Genomic DNA, 26,121 nt, shown 5'->3' on the forward strand with positions numbered 1-26,121 from the left:
ATTTTCCGCATGAAAATACGGATTACTTCATCAAACTAACAGGTGTTATTGGGCTTTTAGGATTTCTTTAACGTGAAGATGGTCCTAGAAAAATAGAATGGAGTTTAGATATCGTTTTTAGATAGACAGATCGAATAAAATGCTAGAAAAAAACTCGAGTTTTAGAATTAAAATTTATTTCAGTTCCACAAACAACCCTTCATCCGTCTTTTCAACCTTGGTTACCCCAAGTTTACCAAGACTTTTTAGGCTCTTGTCCCAAGCCTTATTGCTTAAGCCAGATTGTGCTTTGAGCTCTGATAAATCCATACGTTTTTCAGACTTAAGAATAGTGAAAATGGCTTTTTCATTGTCAGTCATTTCCACGGCTTTCTTCTCGGGGCGCATTTGCGGGAAGAATAATACTTCTTGTATGGATTGATTGTTGGTTAAAAACATAATCAATCGGTCCATACCGATTCCCATACCTGAGGTTGGAGGCATACCATATTCTAAAGCACGTAGGAAATCAAAATCGATGAATTCCGTTGCTTCATCATCACCTTTTTTGGCAAGCTTTAATTGGTGCTCAAAACGTTCACGTTGGTCGATAGGGTCATTTAATTCGGAATACGCATTAGCAATTTCCTTGCCACAGACCATTAATTCAAAACGCTCGGTCAATTCAGGGTTTTCGCGATGTTCTTTACACAGCGGACTCATCTCTTTTGGGTAATCTGTAATGAAGGTCGGTTGGATATAATTGCCTTCACATTTCTCTCCAAAAATTTCATCTATCAACTTGCCTTTACCCATGGTATCATCCACTTCAATACCCATATCTTTACAGGCTTGTCTAATCTCAGCTTCAGACTTGTTGTAGATGTCAAATCCTGTAAATTCCAATATAGAGTCGCGCATAGTAATACGCTTGTAGGGTGCTTTAAAATCTACTTTATACTCGCCAAATGTCGCTTCAGTAGTTCCATTGACCGCGATAGCGCAGTGTTCCAAAAGCTTTTCACAGAAATCCATCATCCAATTGTAATCCTTGTAGGCCACATAAATTTCCATAGCCGTAAATTCCGGATTGTGCGTACGGTCCATGCCTTCATTTCTAAAATTTTTAGAAAACTCGTAGACACCGTCAAAGCCACCTACAATTAATCGTTTTAAATATAGTTCGTTAGCAATTCGCATGTACAAAGGAATGTCCAAGCTGTTGTGATGCGTTACAAACGGACGCGCAGCGGCCCCACCGGGAATAGGCTGTAATATCGGGGTTTCTACTTCAAAATAACCGGCGTCATTGAAAAACTGGCGCATAGCGTTGAAGAGCTTGGTACGCTTTACAAAGACCTCTTTGACGTGTGGATTTACAGCCAAATCGGCATAGCGCTGACGGTACCGCAGTTCTGGGTCGTTAAACTCGTCATAAGTATTGCCTTCAGCATCTTGCTTTGGCAATGGCAACGGTTTCAAGGCTTTGCTCAGAAGAGAGAAATTCTTCACCATTACGGTTTTTTCGCCCACTTGAGTTATGAACAATTCGCCTTCAACTCCGATAAAATCGCCGATATCCAACAGTTTCTTATAGACCTCATTGTACAAGGTTTTATCTTCCCCTGTACAGATTTCATCACGATTAAAATACACCTGAATTCGACCTTCACTATCCTGTAATTCAGCAAATGAGGCCTTGCCTTGTATACGTCTAGACATTAATCGCCCAGCGATAACAACCTTCTTCCCTTCTTCAAAATTAGATTTTATCTGTTTGGAATTGCTATCCACAGGATAAAGGTCGGCCGGATAGGGATTGATACCCATACCGCGTAATTTCTCTAATTTCTCACGTCTTACGATTTCTTGTTCAGAAAGTTGCATTTGTCTAAATTTTAAACGGCAAAATTACGGTATTTCCCCGCAATAAAAAACAAAGACCCATGCTGATTTAGTTACAGCATGGGCCTTTAAAAAGATTTGGGAAATCTTACTTTTCCGCTACGACATTACCTTTTATTTTAAGGATTTTGTTGCCTTCTTCGGCGTTAGACATCACCGTAATGGTCTTGGTGAAATTGCCTAATCGCTTGGTGTCGTAGTTAATTTCCAACTGACCTTCTTTGCCAGGCATAATCGGTTCTTTGGAATACGCTGGTACGGTACAACCACAACTGGTTTTAACCTTTGTAATCAACAATGGTTCGTCACCAGTGTTCTTAAAATTGAAAAATCGAGTACCGTCAGAGTTTTGTTCTACCGTTCCGTAATCGAGGACTTCGGTTTCAAAAGTTAGCTTCGCAATGTCGAATTTTGATGTCGCGAAATTGAAAAAGCTTAAAAAAACCAAAGCGATTAAACTGGTTTGCATTGTTCGTTTCATGATAAAATGATTTTATGATTAATAGACCACAAACCTCAGATTTAATTTTGAAGAATAGTTAGAACAAGGGTTTGAAATCGGTACTAGCACCAAGGTTGAATTTTTCAACTACTTAGAAAACAAGGACTTAGTTTCGTCTCTAGATTGCACATTTAACTTCTTGTAAATGTTGTTGGTGTGTGTTTTTACCGTACTGACACTAAGAAAAAGCGCTTCAGCGATGTCCTTGTTGGATTTGTCTTGAAGCAAATGGTCTAACACAATGCGTTCTTGTTTGGAGAGCTGGTCACGTAAATCTTGAATTGTTTTTTTCTTTTTTGAAACCGCTCTAAACGCCAAAAAAAGATTAAACAAAAGGGAAACACCGAGAAGAACATACACCCAAATAGGAATCTTGGAAGTACTTGAAGCTTCTTCAGGATTAAGCACATATTCGTCTGCTGTTAATTCGGCTTTATACTGGGTTAAATAGGAGGTGTCTTCGTAATTAGTTTCAAGTTTATCAAGCAAATTTGAATAGTACTCGCTTTCTTGTAAATCGTTGATGTAGTAGTTGTGAAAATCATTCCGCCGGTCCGACAAAAACGAATAGATATACAAATCGGCCAAAGGTTCTTCCAACGACGCCCCAAAATCTTTTAGTGTTGTAAACCATTTTTGATTGTTGAGTTTGCGATTGGCTTCACTTCTTACAGAACCATAAGCAAAACGCATATCAGCCTTTAGGGAGTCCACGCGCAGAAGCGCATTTGAAGTTTCGTTGCTAGAATTGATATCACAAAACACTTGCTGGTCAAAGGAATACGGAAATGTGATGGTATCCGTGTTGTTAGCGATAAACAAGAGTTCCTTGCTGTCTTCGCAATGGCCATTGAAATGATTGGCATCTTGCGTGTAAGCGGAACAATTGTCGATATGAATACGGTAAATGCGGTTTTTGGTATTTAGCATGTTGCCTTTAAATTCAAAAAAACCATCTGAATCGGCCTCGGTTTTGGCGATAATTTGCTCGGCATAAATACCATTGAGCTTGCGGTAATCTTCAACAACGCTCAAATAGACGGTATTTTGCCATTTGTCAGGATTGATTTGTCCCGAAAACGAGAATTGCGCATTGGCTGAGACGCCTAGAAATAGAAGTACTAAAATATTGATTACCCTCATTATGACGAAACTACATAATTTTTTGAAATGAGGGCTCAGTGCGTTTTTTATTTGTAACAATTCCAAGATGAAAACGACCAATAGATATCATCAATCAAATCAAAAATCACATGAATATTTTTAGAGTTTTACTCGCCATCATTTGCCCTCCTTTATCGGTTATCGACAAAGGTTGCGGGTCTATTTTAATTACATTTTTATTATGGCTTTGCGGTTGGGTACCGGGCGTTATTGCGGCATTGGTCATAGTGAATAATCCTAAGAGATAAAAAGGCTATCTTTGGGCTCTAATTTGAATAATATATCATGAAACAGATTTTTGCCCTTTTAATACTAGCACTTAGTTTAAGCAGTTGTAACGTTACCGAGACCATTGTATTTAATGAAGATGGTTCTGGTGAGTTCTTGGTCAGTTACGATATGGGCGATGTTTTAAAGCAAATGGAAGCCCAAATGGGTGGAGGGGTTGAAGATGATGAGAAAAAGGAGCCGGGCAAAAAGATGGACACGCTAATGGTGTTTAGTGAAATAATGGAAATGGCCAAAGATAGCGTTGAGGCCTTGCCTGAGGCAAACCGATTAGCTTTAGAAGCCGTTAAGGATATGTATATGAAAATGCATATGGACGAAGATGCTGGTATTTTTGATTTTGGCGTTGGAATGAAATTTAACTCCATAGAAGACCTAAAAGGAATTCAAGAAAAAATAAAGAAAGCCCAAAGCCTTAATGCGCAAAGCGGTCAGGTTGAAGCCATGAAAAGTGGTGCGCCTTTCGGGAAATTTATGGGAGAAAATAGCGACGGTGTGGTATATAATTATACGTCTGAAGGCTTTAGTCGCGTAACACCAGATTCCGAATTAGAGGATGTGGATGAAGACATGGACGCCTTGTTTGACCCTACAGACCCGTCTGACCAAGAGTTTATGACCTATTTTGAAAATGCGTTTTATAACGTAAAGCTCGTATTCCCTAAAACGGTTAAATCAACCAATATTGAAGGCGCTACAATTTCTAAAGATGGTAAATCCGTGACCTATAAGGTCAATTGGTTAGATTTTATCAAAGACCCACAACAACTGGATATTGACGTGAAATTCGCCAATGAATAAGCAAGTACAGGTTGAGGATTTAGGTTTAAAGGATTTTAAAGAAACTTGGGATTACCAAGAACAACTCTTTAAGGCCATTTTAGAAACCAAGATTAAAAACCGACGCGAAAGTGCTGGTTTGGAAACGGACAATCATTTTCTGTTTGTGGAACACCCGCATGTCTACACCTTAGGGAAGAGTGGTGACCTATCAAATCTTCTGTTGGACGAAAACCAGCTTCGCGAAAAAGGCGCGACCTTTTATAAAATCAATCGTGGTGGGGACATCACATATCATGGACCGGGGCAGATTGTAGGTTACCCCATTTTAGATTTGGATAATTTCTTTACCGATATTCATAAATACCTGCGGTTTTTGGAAGAAATGATTATTCTCACTCTAAAAGAATACGGAATTTCCTCAGAGCGAAGCCCAGGAGAAACAGGCGTTTGGCTAGATGTGGGAACACCTTTTGCCCGAAAAATCTGTGCTATGGGTGTGCGTGCCAGCCGTTGGGTAACCATGCATGGATTTGCCTTAAATGTGAATGCAGACTTGGGCTATTTTGACAATATCATTCCCTGTGGTATTCGAGGCAAAGCGGTAACTTCTTTAAATGTAGAATTGGGTGTTGAGCGTGTGGATGAGGCCGAGGTTAAAAGCAAACTTTTGAAGCATTTTAGAGTGCTTTTTGAGGCGGAAATGGTTTGAATTTTCTTTATACCTTATTTAAGGAGGTGGTAAAATAGGGGAATAAGTACCATTGCCAACAATCCAGTAAATGTCCAGATTGGTAAAATTTTCTTGGTCTTATGAGGTCTGTAAAATGCTTGATTCTCTTTTGAAAGATCTTTTTCATCAGCTGAGAAATTACATCTTACACAAGTATAGCGGGTCCAGCTTTTGAAAGGGAATATTGGTATAAATAGAATCTGAAAATACTTCAAGTATTTGTCTACAAAAGTCTGGCCTTTAAAATTGCAGTTATGACAAACAATCTCTTGGGGCCTTTTTGTATCATACTTTAGCGGGATTTTACCGAAGTTGATTAGGAAAAACATTTTCTGTTTGTGTTTGGATTGATAAGATAAAAATTTTCAATCAACTCTCCGCGTTAAAAAATACCTTGTAATAATGCATTTTCTTTTCCTCGTCAAAACCGCGTTCTAGAAATTCAGCGGAAGCATCAGGAGCGTCGACATCTAGTTTAATTTGAATATTAGTGTCGAGCTTTATTTCTGTTTTTATCTTTTGTTTTTGCTTTTTTAACGCTATTTCGGAGACGTCAAACTGGTTTCGGATAAGGATATTGTTGTCGGATTCGTAAACTTTTTTGTAGTCTTCAAACTGTTGGATTTGCTCTTCAGATTCAAAGACTTCCTCTTTAAAGGTTTCCACATTTACAATTTCATTTTCCTTAAAGAAATCCACCGTTTTAGCCAAGAAATTACTTTGCTCTTGCCCGCCAAAATTGGGCTGTAAAATGGCCTTGGAATACTCACGACAAAGCTCAATATAATTTTTGGTGTGCTGGTTGCTATCGTCCGGGTAGGCGATATTTAAAAAGCTTTTAATCCAGTATTGGGCATCATAATTATTGTTGTCTACACTCAGTACAATTTTGCCTTCCAAATCAGATGTATTCAAAATTAGGCAACCTTTATCCACTTTCTTCGCTTGAATACCTTTCTGCACCATGATATCATAGCTCTTTTGCTCCAAAAACGTCTGAAAAAATTCAGTCTTAGTTTCAATCTTAAAAATCCCAACTGCGTCGGTAAAAAAATCTTGATATTGGATGTTTTCAAAATGACAAACAATGACATCCCCTGTTTTTATTTGGGCAGAATTGCTTTGTTCAAACAAATGCGTTACTATGTGTTTAGACACCTCTACAAAATCCGTATCGCCCGAAAAAATCTGCTCGCTATAGGTGTTGATTTCGTTAAGCCCAACGTCTGAATGATGATGAAAACGAAACGTTTCCGCAACACTCACAAAAGGCTTCAAGAGGTAGGGCAACATTAAATGGTAGGTGGCTTCATCAAAATCGACGGGTGCCTCAGAAAATGCGTTTTTGGTGTCGTTGAATTTGTTTCCAACTTTATGGATAATGAGCTTGTTAATGCTCGCTTTTTGGCGTTTAATCATTACTGAAAATTAAGGACTGCAATAGTACAAAAATCAGGGGCAAATGTGAAGGGCTAATTAATGTGATACACCAAAATGGTTTGGTCATCACTTTGCGTAACCAATTCTAATCCCCCCGAATTGTTAAGATTGGCTATCGTTGCTGATGCTGAGCCGTAAACGGGGAAGTTGGGCATGTACTCAGCTTTACTGTCAAACAGATGTACTTTTTTTGCTTGTTTATCCGTTAGTGTAACGTAGATTTTATCGTTGAGATAAAATAGTTTTGGCGCTGTATAATCGCCATAATCCAAGTCTAAGGTTTTGGCTCTTATTTTCAGTTCATTTTCAGAAAAGCTCACTAAGGTTTTACTTGTGGCGTCTATGCTATGATTGGTTTTTAATCCCATCGCAACAGTTAAAACACGACCTTGCATGTCTACTTGAACCAGTTGCCCATTTTTATTGGTAGTGGTGAATTTGTTTTTGTGCAGGAAAATTGGGTTACCCGAAAAATCAATTGTGTTTGAGACGTTGATGCGGTTTTGCCCACGACGATTCAGGATTTTTAGTCGATTACCTTGAGCGAATACGATATAATCCTTCCGGGCATTACGGATGTGTTTTGGTTGTGTTAAGATTTCAGAATTAGAACCTTTAAAGTCAAATCCTTTGATACGTTTTGCCTTGGTAGAATACATCAGCAATTTAGAACCTTGCGTGATGAGCAATCTATAATCCCGTTTGCTATCATAATCAAACACCGATAAAGGTTGGGTGACTTTATCCCTAAATTTAATGGGAAACGGCCCAACATCGTTGCCGTTTCGGTCTAAAACATACAGCCGATTAGCGGTAGCAAAGGCGAGTTGCAGTCGCCCGTTTTTGTAGATGTCAATCTGTTCTACTTGTCCAAGGATTTCTCCAGTGAGTTGCTTTGTCCACAAGCGACGGCCCGAAGCCGATATCAAATGAATTTTATTTTTTACATCCTGAACCAAAATATCCTTTCCTTTGGTAATATGATTTTTAACGACTTGCGGTGGATTCAAAATAGCGTCTGGTAATTTATAATTGAAAGCTTCGGAAATTCCAGCAGAGCGTCGTGATGCGTTGAAGGATTTAATGACACCGTTCATATGCGCAAAATCATCTTCAACAATATATTGAACGGCATTGGCATTAAAGACTTTAAAGTCGTCGCCCAAAGATTCCGAAAGACTTTCCCCGTTTTTATAGACGAATAGGGAAGAAGCATCGCTCAAGGATTCGTTAATGGATTTAAAAGCTTCAGCTTCGGATAGCGTTTGATTATTCAAGTTTGAACTGATAATAGTCTGAAGAGTTGAAACCTTATCCGAAAACACAAAGAAGTCTTCAATTTGAACGACATAGTTGACATCTTCAAGCTGAAGAAGTGGTGAAAGATTACGCCTGAAAACCGATTCGTCTTCAATTTGAAATATAGAAAAATCCCTGAAAGTCTCAACTAATGATTGCTGTTCCATATAATCTTTCATCAATTGGGCGTCAATGGCGTGAACGACAACTGAGGTATTCTTTTCGCTTTTAAAAAGCGCTATCTCATCACTGTAATTGAGAAAGGGGATTGTAGAATCAAGCTTCGTTTTGGTGTAGCTTTCTAGATTATGGCGAAGCTGTTCAAAATCATTAAAACTTATACTTGTTAATTGGTCTACACTCCTTGGTGCTATCTTTTGGGATTTCAGTTCTTGGGCGGTTGTACTATTCAATATATATATTAATGACAATGAATCTAGTTTCGTAATACCGTTGTAGCGAATGGCATCCGAATCAAAATCGACATCAAAGGCGGATGTGTTTGATAGGCTGATACTATCAGTCGATGTGCCTAAACTTAGTTTGTGGTACAGCGGAGAGTTAGCCGATGCCATCCAACCCGCAGACGCATTGTCGCTCATGGTATGTATAAGCGATGCAGTGTTGGAATTTGTTTTAATAGTGTCTGCCGTACTGACCAAACTTTGAGAATTACTCCCGAAAAACAAACTATCAATCTGTCTATAATATAAGGTATCGTTTTTTAAGCCCAATTCACCAATACTCATTGAAGGCGAAATGGGGAGATGGTATGCCGTAGAATCCTGCGCAATGAGGCTGTCATGAAATTTAGTGCTAATGCTAAATAGCGATTCATCGCCATGTACTTTAAAACCCAAATAAGACATATCAGTGGTATTCAACTTTTGAAGTAGCGCCTTGTAATTTGAAATTTGGTTATCTGTTAATTTTGAAAGTACAGGATGGTTTTCAGAAAGACTGCTTAAATCCTTCAAATTATCTACCTTAATAATATAGTCCATTTTATAAGGTATAAGTTGAATAGCGTCGGTTTTGGTATTGAAGTCTCTTTGGCACCTCGAAACTCCGAGTAGCAACAGAAGAATGAGCAAAGTTTTTTTCATTGAGGGTTTAAAATGTTCTACAAATATAAAACCTTAGAATTCTAATTGATATTGTTCGGGCAATAACCGAAATGATTTTCGGTGGTATTTGCACGGACCATATTTTTTAATAGCTTCCCGATGCTCTTTGGTGGGGTAGCCTTTATTCTTTTTCCAATTATACATAGGGAACTCTTCGTGGATAGTCTCCATATATAAATCTCGATATGTTTTTGCCAAGATGGAAGCGGCTGCAATACTCAAGTATTTACTATCACCTTTAATAATAGTGCTATGCGGAATATTGTTGTAAGGTTTAAAGCGGTTACCATCGACAATGATGTATTCTGGTCGAGATGTGAGCGCATCAATAGACTTATGCATGGCAAGGATTGATGCGTTCAGGATATTTATTTTATCAATTTCCGATTCATATATATGGTGTACACCGAAACTGATGGATTGCTCCTCAATGATAGGCTTAAGCAATAACCGCTTAATCTCGTTAAGTTGTTTGGAGTCATTAAGTATTTCATTCTTAAAATCTGAAGGTAGAATAACTGCTGCTGCAGTGACCGGTCCCGCAAGGCAACCTCTACCGGCTTCATCGGTGCCACATTCTAATAATAAACCTGAAAAATTTTGTAATAAATCCATGTAAATTTCCGATCAGAAAGTTAATTCAAAATGTTAAAATATCAATACCAAATTCTTATAGTTTCTCATTGTACAAAGGAATTATTTAGAATTTGCCGAATCCTCAGATTTTATAGGACTTTCTTTAACATATTTTTATGGATTGCACTTGGATATTTAATATTTTATTAAGATGTTTGCGGGAGACTAACTCAAATAATTGTTTTATGAAATTAAAGTTAACATGGTTATTGGCGCTTTTTATGGCGTTTGTAATGCAATTTTCCTTTGCACAGGAGAAGACCGTTACAGGTACAATTACGGCCGCATCAGACGGTTTGCCTTTACCAGGCGTAAATGTAATTGTGAAGGGTACCACGAGAGGTACTCAAACAGACTTTGACGGGAATTATTCCCTCAGAGCTAACTCAGGAGATGTAATTGTTTTTTCTTACTTGGGTTATAAAAATGTAGAAAGAACAGTAGGAGCTGCTTCTACTATCAGCTTGAGCATGGAAGAGGATGCTGAATCTCTTGATGAAATTGTAATAGTTGGTAGTGTTTTTGATGTAGGTAAAGAAAGAAAAAATGGTGTTTCTTCTATTGGTGCAAATGAGCTTAAGGCTGTTGTTGCTACAACTTCTATTGATAGAGCCATGCAAGGACAAATGTCTGGTGTAAGTGTTGTTGCTAGTTCAACAGCGCCAGGTAGTGCTGCTAACGTCAACGTTCGTGGAGCATTTAGTCCATCGACGGCTAATGGTCTTCGTAACCCTCTTTATGTAGTTGATGGTACATATATGAATCAAGCTGATATTCCTGCGATTAATTCAAGTAACATTGAGTCAATGCAGGTATTGACAGATGCTTCTCAGACTGCTATCTATGGTAGTAGGGGTTCAAATGGTGTTGTTATCATTACTACTAAAAAAGGTGTTGAAGGTGAGCCTAGATTTAGCTTAAATGCGCGTTATGGTGTGTCAGATAGATTCCCTATCCGTGTAGATTTAATGAATTCTAGGCAAAAATTAGAATACGAAAATGCCTTGTCACAAGTAACAGATCCATTTACGGGCAACCCGCTTGGTTTAGGTAGATCTTATACTGATGCTCAGATTAATGAATTATCTCAAGTAGATACAGATTGGGCTGATATCCTTTATAAGACAGGTTTTACTGAATCTTATAATTTTTCTGTAAGCTCAGGTACCGAAAACTCAAACACTAGAATATCATTAGGATATGATTCTGATGAAGGGATCGCTGTCGGTTATGAAGGGTTTCAAAGATTGTCAGCGTCTTTAACAAATAATTTGAAAACTGACAAATTTAACATTGGATATACTGTCAATGGAGTGTATACGAGAAGAGATGATCCAAGAGATCGTCAAAACGTACAGTCACCTTTCTGGTCAGAAATTAATAACAACCCATATGAGCAGTTGTTTCAAGTAGATGGTAATGGAAATCAGATTTTAGATGCTAACGGGGATCCAATCTTTAACATCAGCGGTAGATTAAATAGTTTTGGCTACCAGGTATTAGATGAGATTTTTGGAACTGACCAAGAGGTTAGAAACGTGAGATTCTTTGGTAATGCATATGCCGAGTATTTTATATTAAAGGATTTAAAAATCCGTACACAATTCGGTGCAGTTTATGACAGAAGACAGTCAGAAAATTTCTTAAAGCCTTCGGCTAGATTAAATACTTTTATTGGGACCCAGGGTCTTAAAACAGATACGTCAACAGACGATTTTGATTATAACTGGAGAAATGAGCTTACTTATGGTAGGTCATTCGGAGACCACAATTTTAAGGCCACATTCGCAACTGAATATCAGGATGAAAATAATTACTTCATCAACTTAAATAGTAGAACGTTTCCCAATGATTTTCAAGACACGCAAAACCTAGCTGGCTCTATTGATCAAGATTCGTTTACAAGACGTACAAGAATATCTCGTGTTGCTCTTTTAGGAGTTCTAAATTATAACTACGACGGTAAATATTTCTTTGACGGTTATGTAAGAAGGGATGGATCTTCATTGGCTGGTCTTGATAACCAATATGGTACATTTTATGGAGCTTCCTTGGCTTGGGATATAGCTAAAGAGTCATTTATGGATTCTGCTGGTTGGGTGAATAGCTTAAGACTGTCTGGATCGTATGGTACTTTAGGAGATGATGCTGTACTAGGACTATATACTAATTTTACTGCAATTAATCAAGGAGGCTTATTGGGTAATGACCCTATTGCTACTCCTAATTTTGCTATTGCTAATCCGAATGTGACTTGGGAAAGTAATGAAAAGATTAACTTAGGTATAGCTTTTGAATTATTACAGGGTTCTAGGTTAAGAGGTAAGGTGGATTGGTTCCAAGACACAAGAAAAGACTTCTTATTCGCTGATTCTTTACCATTTGAATCAGGTGCATTTAATACCACGGTTAATTTAGGTGATAGTAGAGTATCTGGTTTAGAAGTAGATTTAAATTACGATGTATTGAGAAATCCTGATGGTTTAAACCTTACCGTGTTTGGAAACATAACAGCTTTAGATTACGAAATTACGTCTTTAGGAGATGAACAAATCAGAAACTATTCAGGAGGGCAATCTATTTTACGTGAAGGCTTAGAGCCATTTACACATTATTTAGTGCGTTATGCCGGTGTTAATCCCGCAAACGGAGATGCTATTTATTTAGATGTTGATGGTAACGAAACTAACGTATTTAGTGCAGCTAATGCCGTTCCTATTGGTGATAAATCACCACTGCCTGAGTTTTTTGGAGGGTTTGGTCTTAGGGCGAACTATAGAGGTTTTGATTTGAGCAGTAACTTTAACTATACGTATGGTAATTATGTTTTTAATCAGCAGTCATTAGGTTTACATGACCCAGCAAACTGGAGAAACAATAAGGTTGTTGGTGCTACAAATTATTGGCAACAACCAGGTGATACTGGTGTTTTCCAGAGACCAACGGTTAATGGTATTGAAGCTAATACCACTCAATTCTTACAAGATGCATCTTACTTATCTTGGAGAAACTTAACTTTTGGTTACACCTTTGGGGAGAATGTCTTCTCTGGTACAGGTATAAACACTGTTAGGGCATATTTCCAAGCACAAAATTTAGCTATTTGGTCAGGCTTCCAAGGTAATCCAGAAGTTGGTATTGGTTCATCTGAAAACGGAGCAACTGTAAGTAACTCGGTTTATATAAATGGCTATCCTCAAATACAGTCGTTTAGCTTTGGTTTTGACATCAATTTTTAAAATAAAAGACTATGAAAATAAAATATATATTTAAACTAATGTTAGTAACGCTTGTGTTTACAGCGTGTACTGATGAAGATATCTTTCAGGAAGATCCTGACAGTATCGTAATAGAAAATTTCTTTCAAACACCATCTGAATTCGAATCTGCAATACGTGGTGTGTACAGTAGAATGAAAACTGTTGGTTACTATGGAGGCTCTGGAGGTTCTGGAGACTTGGTAGCTGTAGGAGATTTACTCTCAGACAATTTGATCACTAACCCTAATGGAAGGGGTAGTAATTTTCAAAGCCATAGCTGGTTGTATAATGATAATACATCACCAACGGCTTTATATCAACAGGCTTACATAGCTATCGCTAGAGCTAATTTAATTTTACAGAATATAGATAATTTGCCGGATGGAGATTTTAAGAATGGTATTGAAGCTGAAGCTTTAGCTGCAAGAGCCATGTTACATTTTGATGTAGCACGTTTCTATTCGCAAATGCCTACTCAGTCTGCATCTGCAGGGGGTTCTTTAGGTATTGTTTATAGTAACGAGTTTGAGCCATTTGCTGAGCCAGCACGTCTGTCTACTGTAAGTGAAGTCTACGACTTAATCACCGCTGACTTAACTAGAGCTAATTCGTTAATTGGAGCTGCTAATGCTGGTGAAACTACGAGAATTAATGCAAATGTGATAAGAGGTTTAATTAGCCGTGTTGCTTTAGCTCAAGGTGATTATGCTAGAGTGATTCAGGCTGGCCAACAAGTAATAAATAGTGTTAGTCCCGCTGCGGCGAGTGAGTTATTTCCTTTATGGATTTCTGCTGACAACCCAGGTGTTTTGTTTGAATTACCTTTTATCGTTTCAGATCCACTATTAGATGTAAACTTTAGCCAAGGTTCTGGTCAGAGTTTAATTCCAGAATGGAGTGTAGATGCTGCTTTCTATAACTTATACGACCCTGCAACTGAGCCTGAACGTATAGATGCTTATTTCCAGACATTAACTAACAATAGTTTAGGTGAAACTTGGATTATAGTAAACAAGTATATTAACGGCGTTCAACAACAAGGTCTTAACGACGGTCGTTACTTAAGAGTAGAAGAAGTAATTCTTAACGTTGCTGAGGCACATTACTTAAATACACCTAGTAATGAGGCTGCGGCGCTTCAGACGTTAAACAGATTAAGAGACGCTAGATATAGTTCTTATGCTGGTGGTGAATCTGGAGATGATTTATTTAACGCTATTATGCTTGAGCGTAGAAAAGAATTGGCTTTTGAGTCTAGTGACAGATGGTTTACGCTTAAGCGTTTACAAGGTGTTTCAGGTATTCCTAGCATGCACACAAGTGGTGTGCAGAGAACTGGTAACGGACACCTCGCTGATGGGTCAGGTGTAGTACCTCCAGGGCAAGTTTTAGCGGCCGGTGACACTAAATGGCAATTGCCATTACAGCAGACTTGGTTAATAGAGAACCCTAACCTAGTACAGAACCCAGGTTACTAATAATTAAAAATTGTTTATTATGAAAAATATAATTAAATATATTTCTTTATCTATTGCGGCTTGTTTTATCGTTGCTTGTGAAGAAGATAATGATGTGCTTTTAGGCTTGGATACTGATAGTTTTGTACAATTCAGTGATTATAGAGCTGTTAGTGTAGTTGAAAACAGTGGTGATGTTATTGAGGTTACAGCCATTTTAGGTGGCCCACAATCTCAAGATGTTACTGTTAATTTCAATGTAGACGGAGGCGCCGGTAGATATTCACTTTCATCTACGTCTGTGTCTATTCCTGCAGGGCAAACTTCAGGAACTGTAACATTTACCGCTATTGATGATGATGATATCAATGGTGATGTGGATATTGTTATTTCACTTGATCCTAATAGTACACTGCCTGTAGGTATTGCTGGTGCTGGAGGAGAAGGTTCTAGTAAGACTATAACAATTATCGATGATAATGTGCCATGTAATGATTATCTAGTTTCTGTAACTACAGATAGGTGGGGTAGTGAAAACTCATGGGAAATCACAGATTCATCTGGTGCTGTTGTAGCAAGTGATGGACCTTACCAAGACGGACCAGCTGGTTTCACTGCAACATATGATACTATGGTGACATTAGCAGATGGATGTTATACATTCACAATGTTTGATTCTTACGGCGATGGTATGGGTACTGGTACTTATTCCGTGGCTTGTGGATCATTAGTTGCTGCTAGCGGTGGCCCAGATTTAGCCAATGGAAATTCTTCTGAATCTACTGATTTTTGCGTGAATCAATAAAGAAGTATTTTCTGAATATATAAATACCAAAAAAGCCCGAGATATTCTCGGGCTTTTTTTATGCTCGATTTTTTATCCTAAAAAATGTTTTTTTTAGAGTATTTCAAGTTTTTTATTGCAAATTTCCAAATTTGGAAAATGATAGTTTTTGTTTGTAACATCAAGCTTAATTTTATTATTGATAGTATTATGAGTTGTATTTATTTTAAACAATTTCACTTTGTTTAATTTCTTATGTAACAGCCTTTATAATTGGAATCTTTAAGAAAAGTCCATTTTTTATAATTTTTCTAATATTTATTTTGCAATTAGATATCATCTAACTTTTTGTTACTTTTACAAAAAAAATGAGTTATGTTTAGAAAATATATTGTAGTTATCTTCTTGTTGCATTTTGGGATTAGCATTTCTGGTCAAACTGAGACAGAAAGAAAAGAAATTATTTCTACCTACGATAAGAACTTGAATTCAGAAGTAACAAATTATTTAGCACTTCAAAACCAATTACGTAAGGATCGTATTAATAATTATTTAAGTGGTCTCTCGGCTCAACAAATGGAATCTATCGATGTTTCTAATATTAGAGATATTTCTAGAGAGGGAAAGCCTATGTACTATGTGTCGTTTAACGATGACTCAGCACAAACAATTAGAGCAAACGCACTGCATCCTGGAGGTGCATTAAACTTAAATCTTACAGGGCAAGGTATAACTGCTGGCTTGTGGGAGGCTGAAGACGGTTATCCTCAACAATTTCATTTAGATCTTAATGGTAGAATAAATATAATTGATGGTGGGGGGGCTGTTAATTTTCATGCAACGCATGTCGCTGGTACAATAATTAGTTCCGGAAATAATTCTGCATCAAATTCAGGTAGAGGTATTGCGTATAATGCCAGTTTAAATGCCTATACTTCTGACAACGATAACTTAGAGATGTCAATTGCCGCCTCTGCTGGATTATTATTATCTAATCATTCTTATGGTTTCCGAGCAGATAATTTACCTCAGTACCAGTTTGGTAAATACACACAGGGTGAATCTCTAGCTTTAGACATTACAACTAGTACATATCCATATTATTTACCTGTAGTATCTGCTGGTAACGATAGAAATAATACTATCCAACCAGGTGGATATAATTATTTAGAGAATAACGGTTTTGATCTTTTAACAGGTTTGTCTACAGCTAAAAATGGCATTACTTCTGCCGCTGTTAATGAGGTTCAAAACTACACGGGACCTTTTAGTGTACAAATGTCGTCGTTTAGTAATTGGGGGCCGACAGATGATGGACGTATTAAACCAGATATTTCTTCACAAGGCGTAAATGTTCTATCTACATCTAATTCATCACTTACTGGTTATGGAAATTCCTCGGGAACTTCGATGTCTGCGCCAGCTATTACTGGACTATTGATTCTCTTGCAAGAACATTATAATAATATCAACTCTCAATTTATGCTCGCTGCTACTGTTAAGGGTCTACTCTTACACACTGCAGATGAGACAGGAGTATTTAAAGGGCCAGACTATAGATTTGGATGGGGATTAGCTAATGGGGAGAAAGCCGCATTAGCAATCAGTAATAACAACTCAAGTTCTTATATTGAAGAATCAACACTTCTAAATTTAGAAACTAAAACTTTTGATGTTGTTGCAAATGGAGCGGAGCCATTAATGGTTTCTTTATCTTGGACGGATCCTGCACCAAATGCAACTTTTTTTGGCGGAGGATATGCGACAGCAGTTGATGATGCCACTCCTGTTTTAGTGAATGATTTAGACATTAAATTAACTAAAGACGGTGTGGATAGCTTTCCATGGAAGCTCGGACTTCCTGCATCATTAGGTCAAGCGGCATCTCGTAACACTACTAATGATGTTGATAATTTTGAAAAAGTTGAAGTAGACAGCCCATCAGTAGGTGATACATACACAGTGACAATAAACCATAAAGGGGTGCTAGATGGTGCTCAGCAAAACTACAGCATAATTGTAACGGGTGGGTCACTTGCAACTTTAAGTGCTAATGATATCTCTCTTTTAGAAAACAGCTTTAAAGTTTATCCTATACCTGCACAAAACATAATAAATACCTATAATGGTTCTGCTTATGAAATTGAAGGCTACAAAATATATGATGCGATGGGTAGATTAGCTTTACATGGAAAATTTGAAGAATTAATAGGTTACAATACTATAGACATTGGTAAGCTTAACAATGGGGTTTATTTTATTGAAATTAATACTGATATTGGGATTTTAACAAAAAGAATTATCAAAGCTTTATAGGTTGGTAGTCCTAAAATAGGTTCACAGTTTTAAATATAAATAAAACCAGCGAAGCTTACTTTGCTGGTTTTTTGTTGGGTATATAATAAGTCGAATTAATTGAATTATTTATGGATGAAATATTAGCTAAATTTTGGGTATGAACATGGTATAAAATAAAATTTTCAAAGTAATTTGTCCTTATTATACCAATTTTATCTACTTTATTTCACTAAAAATTAATTTAATCTGTGTATTGCTTAACAATATCTTAGGAATTCTAACTTTTTATTAAGATTTTTGTTTTGGACTAACTTAAATAATTGTTTTATGAAATTAAAATTTACACGGTTATTTACCTTTATTATGCTTCTATTGGTGCAAACAACATTTGCGCAAGAGAAGACTATCTCAGGTACTATTACCTCAGCTTCAGATGGGTTGCCCCTTCCCGGGGTTAATGTTATTGTGAAGGGAACGACACGAGGAACGCAATCTGATTTCGATGGAAATTATTCCATCAAAGCAAATCAAGGAGAAGTTCTTGTTTTTTCATTTGTTAGCATGAAAACTACTGAGAGAGCAGTTGGTGTTAGCAGTTCTATTAACGTGGCGCTAGAAGACGACGTTGCAACGCTTGAAGAAGTTGTTATAACTGGTTATGCTACTTTTGCAAAATCAAAATCTTCAATTGCTTCAACACAGTTATCTGCTGATGCTGTAGAAACCAGGCCTAATGCAAGTTTGGTGCAAAGCTTAGCAGGTCAGGTGCCTGGACTCGATATCTCAACAAATAGCGGTCAGCCTGGTGCTAATTCACTCGTACAGATTCGTGGAGTCAATTCTATTAATGGTAACACTGAGCCTTTATTCCTTTTGGATGGTGTTGTGATAAACGAAGATAATTTTAGGAGTTTAAATCAAAATGAGATTGCATCAATCAATATTCTTAAGGATGCTGGTGCCACTGCTATTTATGGTAATCGTGGTGCTAATGGTGTTGTAGTAATTACTACTAAACGAGGTTCTAATAATTCGGAGTTGCGGGTAAACTATACTGGGATTATAAGTTATGCATCGCTTCAAGAAGATCGTTATAACCTTGCTAATACTTCGCAAATCTTAGAACTTGAACGTAGATTTGGACGAGGACGTGGCGCAGGTCAGGGTAATGGAGCGCAATCTGGTGGAAATGTATTGTTTCCTGGCACAGGAGCTCCTTTTACTGATGAGCAAATTGCTCAAGAAGCCGATTTTGATTGGTTAAACTATTTTTTTAGAACTGGTGTAACTGAAAATCACACGTTAAATTTGTCTAGCGGATCAGCTAACTCTTCGCAATTTACATCGCTTGGATACTTTAATCAAGAGGGTATACTTCAAGATAGTAACTTACAGCGTTTTAATTTGAGAAATAATATTAACGGATCATCTTCAAATGGTAAATTCAATTATGGCACATCAGTGTCTATAAATTATGCGAAGGATAATCGACTTACTGGTATTGGAGGTAACGGAGTTAATCAAAATCCACTTTTTGGAGCATTGTCTTCGTTGCCTTATTTCACTCCGGATGATTATCCAGGTAGTAGGGCTTTGGCAAGAGATTTCTTCTTGGATTATGCGCCATTCTATATCATTGATAATCTAGCCACACGTACTAGGTTCGACGAAGAGTTGAAAATAATTGCGGGATTAAACGCATCTTACAAAATAACTAATGATCTTACTGCCAATTTGCAAATGGGCGGGGACTATCAGAGTGTTTCTTTAATCAGTTCTCAAGATCCGATTTCTAGAAATCAATTGAGATTTAATCCATTGGTTGACGGATTTGCAACACAAAGCTCTAATAGACAATTTGCATTTCAGTCTACAACGAGTTTGAATTGGCAAAGAGAATTTGGGAAGCATACTATTGGTGTAGCAGGGTACTTAGAATATTTTAAGGCGCATTTGAGATCTTTTGGATTTACGGCGCGAGGTTTAGATCCTGTATTATTTGTTCCAGGTGATGATGCCGGTTTTCTTGCAGATGTCCCAGACAACGATGCTAGAGTAGATACGGTTTTTGCTGATCGATTGGATGCTGGTCTTCTATCTTATTTTGGAACATTGGACTATGACTTTGATGATAAGTATGGCTTCAACGCGACAATAAGACGTGATGCCTCCTATCGTTTCTCAACGACAAATCGATGGGGAACATTCTGGTCTGCTTCAGCACGCTGGAATATCTCCAATGAAGAGTTCATGGAAGATTCTATTTTTGATAACCTTAAGCTAAGAGCGTCCTATGGAGAGACAGGAAATCAGCGTATTGCAGGAAACAGTTATTGGAGTGGCGCCGACTTAATTTTTAGTTTTTACGGATTGAATTTGGGTTACGGAGGTCAAGACGCTTTAAGTTTTAATCAGATTGCGAATGACCAGTTACGTTGGGAAACCGTTGCTCAAGCTAATATTGGTTTGGACTTTGCTTTATTCAATAACAGGCTTAGAGGCGCTTTTGATGTTTATGAAAAGAAAACACCGGACTTATTTCAAGATGATCGTATTTCAGGTATTAATGGTCAGTATGGGCTTAGAGCTAATACTGGAACACTGTTCAATAGAGGTTTTGATATAGATTTAAATTACGATCTTATCAGAAACGATGATCTTACGTTGAGAGTGGGGGTAGTTACAAACTATAATAAAACTGAATTACAGGATTTGCCAGCCGAGAATGGTGAAATTATTGGTATAGGTCGTAACGGTGGTGAATTGTTTGAGATTTTCACCTTTAGATACGCAGGGGTTAATCCTGCAACCGGTAACCTCTTATTTTTAGACGCTAATGATAATTTAACGGAGACTCCAGATGTGGATAATGACCGTGTTTGGACGGGTAGAAACGGTATTCCTGATTGGACGGGGAGCTTTAATCTTAATATCGATTATAAAGGTTGGTTCTTACAAGCTCAATTACAGTTTGAGGCTGGAAGAGATCAATTTGATAATGACTACTCTAGATTCATGAATAGAAATGTTATTGGAGATTTTAGACTATCTGCAGATATGTTAAGAGCATGGACTCCGGAAAATCGTTTTACAGACGTTCCAAGCTTAGATGCAACGAATATTCAGTTTTCAGGAGATCGCTTCTTGGTCCCTATGGATTTTATGAGGTTAAGATTTCTGCAAGTTGGATACAGTTTCTCAGAACGTGCCTTAGAAAATACGGGTATTGCTAAATTACGTTTATTCGCAAATGCAGAAAATTTATTTACCCTTACTGAGTTTAGAGGGTTCGATGCTGCTTCCAGAGTGAACGGTCTTGAGTACCCTACCCCTAAGATTATTTCGATGGGAGTTGAATTAGGACTTTAAAAAAAAATAAAATGAAAAAAATAAAATATTTAGTTTTAGTGGTAGTTGCATTGGCTATGGGATGTAATGATGCCATTGACATTGTACAGGCAGGTCGCCTTACTGCAGATAATGCATTTAAGAATGTGGACGATTTAGAAAGAGGAATTTTAGGAGTTTACGGTACCTACGATATTACTCCAGAAATTGCATTCGCATCAGGTTATACAGATGAAGTTGCGCCAGGAGTCGCAACTGGAGGTCAAAACTTCACTACAGGATTTATCTTTGAACTAAACGCAGGTTCAACTGCGGCAAATAGATTTTGGTTAGATGGATATCAGCAATTAAATGAGATTAACAGGTTGTTGGAGGCAGCTCAAGCTTTAACACCAGAATCTTCTGAGCAACAAGCTTACAATAATATTCTGGGGCAAGCTTATGCACTACGTGCTTATTCTCACTTTCAAATGTTATCTTATTTCTCTACAGATTACTCTAATGATGCTGCTTTGGGGGTGCCTTTATCCTTGAGAGTTCCTAGTATAGCTGATCAGCCTTTAAGAAATACAAATGGTGAGGTATATGAGGCTATTGCAGAAGATTTGAATTTGGCACAAGGTCTTTTAACTGATCAGAGTAGTGGAACTGGAACTTTTGTCTCCAGAGATTTTGTAACTGCTTTGAGAGCTAGAGTTGCAGCTTATCGTGGAGATTATTCAACTGCATTGCCACTAGCCCAGAATCTTGTTTCACGCTATCCTTTGGCTACTAGAGATCAATTTATGAATATTTGGTTAGATCAAAGTAATGCAGAAATAATTTTTAAATTTGAGAGAACATTTAATGGGCCGTTTGATTTTCAGGGAGCTTCGGGTAGTGTAAATGCAGGGGGCTGGGTCGGTAATATCTATGCTTTCGTAAATGCCACCGCGGGTGGTGGTGCTTATTATGAATTTAGTCGAAATCTTTTTAATCTGTTTGACCCAGAGGATGTAAGATACGATGCTTATTTAGCACCATCTTCAACAGTATCAGATGATTATCAAAACACGACTGATTTTGTGAACGAAGATATTCTCGTAGTAGGTAAATATCCTGGGTCTGAAGGTCAATTATTAATGAATGATTTAAAAGTATTTAGATCTTCAGAGATGTTATTAATAATAGCTGAAGCTTATGCGGATAGCAACAGTCTTAATGGTTCATCAAATTCAGTTGCGTCTGTTTTAAAGCAACTTAGGGATCAGAGGTTTGGTTCGAGTCAAGATTTACCTTCATTTAATAATCAAACGGAAGCTTTTGCTGCTATTTTAAATGAAAGAAGAGTAGAGTTTGCGTTTGAGGGTCATAGATGGAAGGATGTTAAGAGGCTTGGAGCAAGAGCAAATCAAAATATTGTAAGGGATCCGTTGGATTGTGAACAATTTGCCAATGGCTGTGAGTTAAGTAACTCTGATTTTAGAATGACTATGCCTTTGCCTTTAAATGAGTTTGATGGTAACCCTGGTTTAAGAGCGCAACAAAACCCAGGATACACTCAGTAAATAAAAACAAAAACTATGAAAAATATTTTAAAACTTACATTCATAAGTGTTCTCGTTCTTTTAGTAGGTTGCGATGAATACGAAAACCCAACATATAACGGTGTTGACTTCGTTCAATTAGAAGATGGTTCGGCTGAAGCTATAATTGAAAATTCAGGTGATGTTGTAGAAATTGATGTGTTGCTTTCTTCGCCTCAGGCCTCAGAAACGACTATAAATTTTGAGACCACTGGTGACCCTTCAAGATATGCTTTAACACCTTCTTCGGGAACTTTAACAATCCCAGCAGGAATGACTTCTGCTACATTATCTTTCGAGGCAATTGATAACGACGATATTGATGGCGATCTTGATGTTGAAATTTCTTTATCAACATCTAGTGGACTGCCAGTAGGAATTGGTGGTGAAGGTGTTCAGAACACTTCTAAAGTAATTACAATTGTTGATGATAATGTTCCGTGTAATGATTACGTTGTGTCTGTTACTACAGATCGTTGGGGAAGCGAAAACTCTTGGGAGATAACAGATTCTTCTGGAATGGTTGTAGCAAGTGACGGGCCATATTCTGATGGGCCTTCAGGATTTACCGAAACCTACGTGACTAATGTTACACTTGATGATGGCTGTTATACATTTACAATGTTTGATTCTTATGGAGACGGACAAGGTTCTGGATCCTATTCTGTATCATGCGGAGCTTTAGTTGCTGCAAGTGGTAGTGGAGATTTAGATAATAATAACTCTTCAGAGTCAACAGATTTCTGCGTGAATCAATAAAATTAAACGGATCGTTTTTGCGATTCATTTAATTGAAGCCCGAGATTTTTTTCGGGCTTTTTTATTTGTATCTCTAAATTTTTTAAATAAAACCACGTTCTTTGCGTTTTAGATTATTTAAAGATTAATATGAGAAGATTCCTTTTTCTTTTTACACTGAATTTTTCAGTATTTCTAGTAGGTGCACAATCTAAGGAAGCAGCTAAAGATTCTATTAAGCGTCAAGAAAAGAAAACGATATTAAAAAAAGATCTTAAACCGCAAATCAAACAATATCAATTCTGGTCATCTCTCCGAGATACAACTTACGTTGATACCACACTTACCCTAAAAAAAGATTATAAATACAACTACCTCAGAAAGGATGACTTTGGATTAATGCCATTTGCCAACATGGGGCAACCTTATAATAGCTTAACAAGAGATCTAGACCATGTTTCAATAATGCCACTATTTGGAGCGCGAGCTAAGCATTTTAATTATATGGAAGTAGAAGACACCTATTATTACAGAGTGCCAACACCATTAACGGAATTGTTTTATAAAACTGCTTTTGAGCAAGGACAAGCATTAGACGCTATATTTGCCGTTAATACGTCGCCTCAATTTAATTTTTCTATAGCTTATAAGGGGGTACGTTCCTTGGGTAATTATCAACGAGTATTAAGCAGTTCTGGTAATTTTCGGTTTACTACCAATTATATAGCTAAGAATCAACGCTATGGTTTGAACGCTCATATTGTTATGCAAGATTTGCTGAATCAAGAAAATGGTGGACTTACTGATGCTGATATATTAAATTTTCAATCAGGAGAAGAAGATTTTTTAGATAGAACTATATATGACCCACAATTATCAAATACGGCAAGTAGCTTAGAAGGAAAGCGATTTTATTTAGATCATCATTATGCCTTGGTAAGAGCAAAAGACACGATAAGTAAGTCACAGTTAAAAATAGTTAATACGGTTTCGTTTGAAGATAAATACTTTCATTTCTATCAGAACAATGCATCAGAAGATTATTTTGGAAATGCATTTACCAATACGGTTGGTGATAAGGTAACCTTAGAGAATTTCTATACCGATGCCGGACTTAACTTTAAATCGCAAACCATCGGAACAGTCGATTTTAGAATCAACTACAGAGACATCAATTACGGTTACGATACTGTTGCAGTAATTGATAACAATCAAATTAGAAATCGTATAAAAACGAATTTTTTCGGATTTACAGGCAATTATTACAATACTATCGGTGCACTTACTATTGAAGGTGCCATCGGCGCAAACCTATCGGATGAGTTAAAGGGTAACACATTAAAAGGTAATATCAATTATAAAGTAACCGATGACCTCTCTTTAGAAGCAGGAATTGATATAAGTTCAAGACTTCCAAATTACAACCATTTACTTTATCAAAGTGATTATATTAACTACAATTGGGACAATGTAGATCAGTTTGAAAACGTAAGAAACCAGGCGCTCAAGTTTTCAATTAAGTCCCAAAAGCTCCTCAACGCAACTTTAGATATCACTAATATAGATAACTACACCTTCTTTACTCAGACAGATATCGGTGGTGATCTTCAGCTTAATGCCATAAAGCCTGTTCAGTCATCTGTACCTATGCAATTACTCAGAGTTATGGCACAGCGAGAATTCAAACTAGGCAAATTTGCTCTAGACAATACGGTATTATTTCAAAATGTCAGTGGTGCGGATAACGTACTCAATTTACCGAATCTAGTAACACGTAACACATTATATTACTCTGACGAAATTTTCAAGAAAGCGCTAAAATTTCAAGCGGGAGTTACGTTTAACTATTTCACGTCCTACACTATGGATGGCTATGATCCATTGTTATCAGAATTTTTTACACAAAACGAAACTGAATTAGGTGGGTTTCCAAGACTAGATATTTTCCTTAATGCTAAGGTTCGCCAAACCAGAATCTTTTTAAAGGCCGAACATATTAATTCATCCTTTACGGGTTACGACTATTTCGCCGCTCCAGGCTATCCTTACAGAGATTTTACGGTACGTTTCGGTCTAGTTTGGAATTTCTTTTTATAGTTTAATTTGGGTGTTGTTCCCGTCGCTCCCCTTATTAGCGATCGCTCAGGGCGCCGCGCTTTCCGCTCCAAGTCCTCGTTGCTCAAGCCAAAAAGGGGCTTTCGCCCCTGTGGGCTATCCGCTACTATCCCTGCCAGCAGCCGGTAGGCTGGCCTAACGCAGGCCTTGTGTCGCGGTCTTTTCCCTTGTAGGTTATAATTTCAACAGCCGTTATCCCGGGGCCCTTTTAAAACCCCGGAGTTATATCCATATCCAATCCTTTCGGGAAAAGTCTAAAAAAAATCGTCGCCCAAACACCTATTCCCCAGGGTCTTGAGGCGGGCTGTGTAATATCCCTGAAATAAATTCCCCAAAGCACTTGCGTGAGTAAAAAAGGGTGGTATATTTGCACGCTCAAAACGGCTAGATAATAGTTGATTTTGGGGAGTTCATTTCCGGGCCGAGCTGATCGAGAAAAAGATTTCAAATTTTTTTGAAAAAAGTTTTGCGGGGAATAAAAAAGGGTTTTATATTTGCACCCGCTTAAGAGATAAACGCCTTGAGTAAATAAAAGAAAAAGTTCATTAACATATTGAATTGACAGCGTAGAAGATGGCCGGAAACGGTTGTCTTCAGACAAAAGAATAGACCATTTTGAGTACTTAGAAATTAAATTCCTTTTGGTTGTTAAGATGTAAGTGGAAACACTTAAAAATTTAACGATGAAGAGTTTGATCCTGGC

The 26,121-nt window shown here is 37.4% G+C and carries 18 protein-coding genes; 11 read left to right on the plus strand and 7 right to left on the minus strand.

The genetic code is table 11. The annotated features are described in order from the left end of the window. Positions 1-174: 174 nt before the first annotated feature. The 3 genes from lysS to ACFOSX_RS11850 all read right to left on the minus strand — a co-directional run bounded on the left by lysS (position 175) and on the right by ACFOSX_RS11850 (position 3,529). Positions 175-1,866: a lysine--tRNA ligase gene (gene lysS, locus ACFOSX_RS11840; protein WP_386101256.1), complete on the minus strand. Its 1,692-nt coding sequence runs from the start codon at positions 1,864-1,866 to the stop codon at positions 175-177. Between the two features lie 106 nt (positions 1,867-1,972). Next, the gene (locus ACFOSX_RS11845) at positions 1,973-2,365 is read right to left on the minus strand and encodes a DUF1573 domain-containing protein (RefSeq protein WP_386101259.1); all 393 of its coding nucleotides are present in this window, start codon (positions 2,363-2,365) and stop codon (positions 1,973-1,975) included. Between the two features lie 108 nt (positions 2,366-2,473). Then, a complete protein-coding gene (locus ACFOSX_RS11850; protein ID WP_386101262.1) occupies positions 2,474-3,529 on the minus strand; it encodes a response regulator transcription factor in 1,056 nt (351 codons plus the stop codon). 110 nt (positions 3,530-3,639) lie between these two features. On the opposite strand from ACFOSX_RS11850, the gene ACFOSX_RS11855 reads away from it, so the two are divergent. Genes ACFOSX_RS11855 through lipB form a run of 3 tightly spaced genes read left to right on the plus strand, consistent with a single transcriptional unit; the run spans position 3,640 to position 5,330 of the window. Then, on the plus strand, positions 3,640-3,798 hold the full coding sequence (locus tag ACFOSX_RS11855) for a YqaE/Pmp3 family membrane protein (protein ID WP_386101265.1): 159 nt from the start codon (positions 3,640-3,642) through the stop codon (positions 3,796-3,798). 37 nt (positions 3,799-3,835) lie between these two features. Next, on the plus strand, positions 3,836-4,639 hold the full coding sequence (locus ACFOSX_RS11860; protein WP_386101268.1) for a hypothetical protein: 804 nt from the start codon (positions 3,836-3,838) through the stop codon (positions 4,637-4,639). Beyond that, on the plus strand, positions 4,632-5,330 hold the full coding sequence (gene lipB / locus ACFOSX_RS11865; RefSeq protein WP_386101271.1) for a lipoyl(octanoyl) transferase LipB: 699 nt from the start codon (positions 4,632-4,634) through the stop codon (positions 5,328-5,330). Before ACFOSX_RS11860 ends, lipB begins: the two co-directional genes overlap by 8 nt. A 390-nt stretch (positions 5,331-5,720) precedes the next feature. On the opposite strand, the gene ACFOSX_RS11870 is transcribed toward lipB, so the two are convergent. The 3 genes from ACFOSX_RS11870 to ACFOSX_RS11880 are packed head-to-tail and all read right to left on the minus strand — an operon-like array spanning position 5,721 to position 9,832. Continuing rightward, positions 5,721-6,770 carry a nucleoid-associated protein gene (locus tag ACFOSX_RS11870; RefSeq protein ID WP_386101274.1) on the minus strand — a complete coding sequence of 350 codons (1,050 nt, stop codon included), beginning with the start codon at positions 6,768-6,770 and terminating at the stop codon, positions 5,721-5,723. Between the two features lie 53 nt (positions 6,771-6,823). Next, complete coding sequence (locus ACFOSX_RS11875; RefSeq protein ID WP_386101277.1) at positions 6,824-9,196, minus strand: hypothetical protein; 2,373 nt, start codon at positions 9,194-9,196, stop codon at positions 6,824-6,826. A 33-nt stretch (positions 9,197-9,229) separates the two neighbouring features. Then, positions 9,230-9,832 (minus strand): ribonuclease HII, encoded by a 603-nt coding sequence (locus ACFOSX_RS11880; RefSeq protein ID WP_386101280.1) that lies wholly within the window; start codon positions 9,830-9,832, stop codon positions 9,230-9,232. Positions 9,833-10,038: 206 nt separating this feature from the next. Between ACFOSX_RS11880 and ACFOSX_RS11885 the strand changes: the two genes are divergently transcribed. The 8 genes from ACFOSX_RS11885 (at position 10,039) to ACFOSX_RS11920 (ending at position 25,400) form a co-directional block, all read left to right on the plus strand. Next, positions 10,039-13,092 (plus strand): SusC/RagA family TonB-linked outer membrane protein, encoded by a 3,054-nt coding sequence (locus ACFOSX_RS11885; protein ID WP_386101283.1) that lies wholly within the window; start codon positions 10,039-10,041, stop codon positions 13,090-13,092. Between the two features lie 11 nt (positions 13,093-13,103). Further along, the gene (locus ACFOSX_RS11890; protein WP_386101286.1) at positions 13,104-14,591 is read left to right on the plus strand and encodes a RagB/SusD family nutrient uptake outer membrane protein; all 1,488 of its coding nucleotides are present in this window, start codon (positions 13,104-13,106) and stop codon (positions 14,589-14,591) included. Between the two features lie 19 nt (positions 14,592-14,610). Next, a complete protein-coding gene (locus ACFOSX_RS11895; protein ID WP_386101289.1) occupies positions 14,611-15,375 on the plus strand; it encodes a hypothetical protein in 765 nt (254 codons plus the stop codon). A 354-nt stretch (positions 15,376-15,729) separates the two neighbouring features. After that, positions 15,730-17,670: a S8 family peptidase gene (locus tag ACFOSX_RS11900; protein ID WP_386101292.1), complete on the plus strand. Its 1,941-nt coding sequence runs from the start codon at positions 15,730-15,732 to the stop codon at positions 17,668-17,670. A 309-nt stretch (positions 17,671-17,979) separates the two neighbouring features. Then, positions 17,980-21,021, plus strand: a complete 3,042-nt coding sequence (locus ACFOSX_RS11905; protein ID WP_386101295.1) for a SusC/RagA family TonB-linked outer membrane protein — start codon at positions 17,980-17,982, stop codon at positions 21,019-21,021. A gap of 11 nt (positions 21,022-21,032) precedes the next feature. Next, a complete protein-coding gene (locus ACFOSX_RS11910; protein ID WP_386101298.1) occupies positions 21,033-22,547 on the plus strand; it encodes a RagB/SusD family nutrient uptake outer membrane protein in 1,515 nt (504 codons plus the stop codon). Between the two features lie 15 nt (positions 22,548-22,562). After that, positions 22,563-23,324: a hypothetical protein gene (locus ACFOSX_RS11915; RefSeq protein ID WP_386101301.1), complete on the plus strand. Its 762-nt coding sequence runs from the start codon at positions 22,563-22,565 to the stop codon at positions 23,322-23,324. Positions 23,325-23,453: 129 nt separating this feature from the next. After that, positions 23,454-25,400 carry a putative porin gene (locus ACFOSX_RS11920; RefSeq protein WP_386101304.1) on the plus strand — a complete coding sequence of 649 codons (1,947 nt, stop codon included), beginning with the start codon at positions 23,454-23,456 and terminating at the stop codon, positions 25,398-25,400. Between the two features lie 226 nt (positions 25,401-25,626). Here ACFOSX_RS11920 and ACFOSX_RS11925 read toward each other — a convergent pair. Then, positions 25,627-26,121, minus strand: a 495-nt coding sequence (locus ACFOSX_RS11925; protein ID WP_386101307.1) for a hypothetical protein, incomplete at its 5' end; no start/stop codon positions are given.

The organism is Winogradskyella maritima (genome assembly GCF_042650215.1).
Lineage (GTDB): Bacteria > Bacteroidota > Bacteroidia > Flavobacteriales > Flavobacteriaceae > Winogradskyella > Winogradskyella maritima.